Raw genomic sequence first — 3,483 nt, 5'->3', positions numbered from 1 at the left:
CATCCGACAGGTTGAAGGTGTGCTTGAGGATCGCCAGCCCCGCCATCAGCCGGGTCGGCAGCGGCGGCATGCCGGGGCCGTCCGAATAGACGGCGCCGAAACGCTCCTCCAGCACCGGCCGGTCGATCGCCTGCTTCATGTTGATGATCTGATCGAGCCTGGAGCGGAACAGGTCCTGCTCTCCCGTCTCGCGTGGCTTGGACATTCGCCGTCCCCTCGATTCGCCGCCGCCGAACCGAGTGAATCACGCTCCGCAGCACAAGGGAATCGCAAAACCGAATTGCAGGAAAACAGCGTCCAAATACCGCTAATCCTGCAATTCAAAAGACGCTATCCGCCTCAATCAAAAGGCCAGATCAATGGCTTGCGGATAGTTCACGGTCGACGAGCTGGCGGCCACGCATCAGGCTGGAGATCCATCAGCGTTTACATCGTTTTTCAACGGGCGGCTCAAGCTCCGTGTTGTTGCGCGGCGCGCAGCTTGTCGAACGCCTCTTAGACCGTCGTGTGCCGGAAGAGGATATCCTCTGGAATTTCGGCATCGACATTCCGACATCACACATCCGTGATAAAGGCGTTTGCGGCTCGACGGGACCCTCCAACCCGAGGTCGCGAACAGAACCTGAATGACTGCCTCGTTTGCTATATGCGAATTGTCCGTGGGCGCCGCCAGGAGCTGGAACCGGCCAATCGACTTTAATTCTGGCTAGCTGTGCCCAGAATCGAGAAAAACGCCGGATTCATGCAGGCACAGCGGCCAATTTGCAGGAACCACCCCCCTGGGCACTGCTACTTATCTGGAATGAGGGGACTGTGGAGCTTCCGTCAAAAGGAAGCCAGATGTTCCGGGTTGAGGCCGTAGATCATCGTGGTCGTGTGAACATGAAGTGATGATAAAGCCGGCAAACAGGGAGGATAAAATGAGCCAATACTCATATAATCGTCGTGCGCTTATGAAGGCAATGCTGGCGATTTCGGCGACCCCTTGGGGGATTAACTCGAGGGCGTTCGCCTCGTCGTGCGACGATCGCATCCTGCGAATCGGCGGACTGGGTGGAGGCCCTGATTCGATGAACCCCTTCGCCACTTGGGGCTCCTTTTGGCCCTTGGCTATTTGCTATGATTTCTTGGTCTGCATAGACGCCCAGCGATACGACGATCGAAAGGGCTTTGCCCAATCTTGGTCCGTCGCCGACGACAACCTCACTTGGACCTTCAAGATCTGGCCCGGCATGAAGTGGTCGGACGGCCAGCCTGCTACCGCTAGGGACGCGGCGTTCACTTATAGTTATTTGCACGATTCCATAGGCAAGCCCGACGAGCTAAACGTCGGGTGGAACAGCACCAGCGGTCTTGAGAACGTCGAGTCCATCAAAGCGTTCGACGACGAGACTTTGCAGATCGTGACCAAGTTCCCCGCGACCTGGCCAATAGACAATATCATAATGATCGTTCCCGAGCACATTTGGAAGGACATCAGCTATGCTGACGCACGCGTAACCTTCCGCAACGATCCGCCTTTGGTGGGTACGGGACCTATGATCGTTTCGGAGTTTCACCAGGGCCAGTTTACACGCCTGACGCCGAACCCCTATTTCCGTACGGGGAAGCCCCAAATCGCGGGGGTGATCCTGCGGTCCTTCGATGCCGCCGATCCGATTGCGCAAGGTCTTAAGAGCGGGGAACTCGATTATGGCAACTACCTGACGTCCGCCCAGTGGGCTGATCTCTCGAAGGATCCCGACATTGTAGTCGGTGAATCCCGCATAGCTCAGAAAACCTATCTCGCCTTCAACACCGCTTCGGGAGATGGCGCAGGTAGCACCAAGGCTCTGCAGGATCCGGCGTTTCGCGATGCGCTCGGCTACGCGATCGATCAGAAGGCCATCGTCGATCGAGCCATGCGCGGACACGCCGACCCTGGTGTCGGACTCGCAATGCCGGTGGCGGCCGATTACTATTCAGATCTGAACGACATCAGGCGCCACTTCGATCTCGCCGAAGCCAACCGCCGGCTTGACGCCGCAGGGTACCGGGACACGAACGGCGATGGCATTCGGGAGGACAAGGACGGGAAGAGTTTCCAGCTAGAGCTGGTGTCTGGACCTTCAGCAAATATAGAGATGCCGGTCGCGGCAGTGCAGTTTATCGCTGGCTGGTTGGAGCAAATCGGTATCCCTGTATCGGTGACTCGGCTCGACTCCGGTGCGCTGAGCGCCCGCGCCGCAGCTCCGGCGAAAGGCGGCGGAGGGTGGGATCTGCTCATTTCCGATACCTGGCAAGGCCCAACACCTAAAGACCTGCTCATCTTCGGCAGCAGCAATTCCATCGGCATCAAGAACAAGGCGTACTGGACGAATGCGGAGTTCGACAAACTGTTCGCGGAGGTGCAGGTCACCGTTGACCTCAAGAAAAACCAAAAGCTGGTCGACCAGGCAGCGCGACTAATTTATACTGAAGCGCCTTACATCGTACTATGTTACCCCACCCTGCTCGAAGCCCACCGGAGGGATTGCTTCGAGGGTTGGGGAAAGCAAGGCATCATGTCGATGGACAGCTACTTCCCATTCGATCGCTTGAAGCCGGTGCCCGCGCCGTGAACGGAGGGGGAGGGAGCCGTCACATCCTGCGCATCATCGTCAGGGCCTCTATAACCCTCCTGATGGTGGCAGTCCTGAACTTCATCCTATTCCGAGTTATTCCAGGTGACCCTGCATCTCTTTTGCTTGGCGGGGCGCGCGTCAGCGTCACCGCCGAGCAGATTGAGGCGCAGAACCAACGTTGGGGCCTTGACCGGCCGCTGTTCCCGGACCAGGCGGTCGACTACCTGTCGGCAACACTCCGCGGCGATTTCGGCTACAGCTTCAAGTTCAGGGGCAGGCATGTCGCAGACCTGATAGCGGAACGCCTGCCGGACACCATAGTCCTAGTCGGGGTTGCTCAGATAATGGCAATCGTTATTGGGGTGATGCTTGGGATCTACGCAGGCTGGCGCCGGGGAGGAGCCGGCGACCGTATCGCAACCGGAGCCTCTCTGGCGCTCTATTCTACGCCGGCTTTCTGGCTCGGCATGATCCTGGTGGTAATCTTCAGCACGGCATTGGGTTGGCTCCCGGGCTATGGTGCATACTCGCCCGGCCTGATCACGGGCTCTCTTGGTTCGTTCCTCGACTACCTGCAACATCTCACGCTTCCCGCCACTGCGGTGGCGCTTGGGCTAATCGGCCAGTACGTCGTCGTCGCTCGTGCCGCAATGAGTGACGTACTCACCGAGGATTACATGGTAACCGCACGGGCGAAAGGGCTGACCAACGGTCAAATGCTGATGCGTCATGCATTTCGCAATGCAATGCTACCGGTCGTGACCTTGATCACCCTCAATATTGGCTATGTGGTCGCCGGGGCCATCACTGTCGAAGCCGTTTTCGCCTGGCCGGGTATCGGCGGGCTGACGGTGGAAGCACTCAACGCACGGGACTACCC

2 protein-coding genes and 1 pseudogene are annotated in these 3,483 nt (G+C 58.3%); 2 read left to right on the top strand and 1 reads right to left on the bottom strand.

Features of this window, described 5'->3' with window-relative positions:
• Positions 1-205: pseudogene (locus tag EN925_RS28385) on the bottom strand (IS5/IS1182 family transposase); the annotation flags it as partial.
• Positions 206-920: 715 nt separating this feature from the next.
• On the opposite strand from EN925_RS28385, the gene EN925_RS28380 reads away from it, so the two are divergent.
• Positions 921-2,600 (top strand): ABC transporter substrate-binding protein, encoded by a 1,680-nt coding sequence (locus EN925_RS28380; protein ID WP_063170379.1) that lies wholly within the window; start codon positions 921-923, stop codon positions 2,598-2,600.
• A 62-nt stretch (positions 2,601-2,662) separates the two neighbouring features.
• Positions 2,663-3,483 (top strand): ABC transporter permease (locus tag EN925_RS28375; RefSeq protein ID WP_206632980.1); only part of this gene is annotated, 821 nt, incomplete at its 3' end.

This window comes from Mesorhizobium sp. M7A.F.Ca.US.006.04.2.1 (genome assembly GCF_004022915.1).
Classification (GTDB): domain Bacteria; phylum Pseudomonadota; class Alphaproteobacteria; order Rhizobiales; family Rhizobiaceae; genus Mesorhizobium; species Mesorhizobium ciceri.
This window is presented reverse-complemented; position numbering and strand designations above follow the sequence as displayed.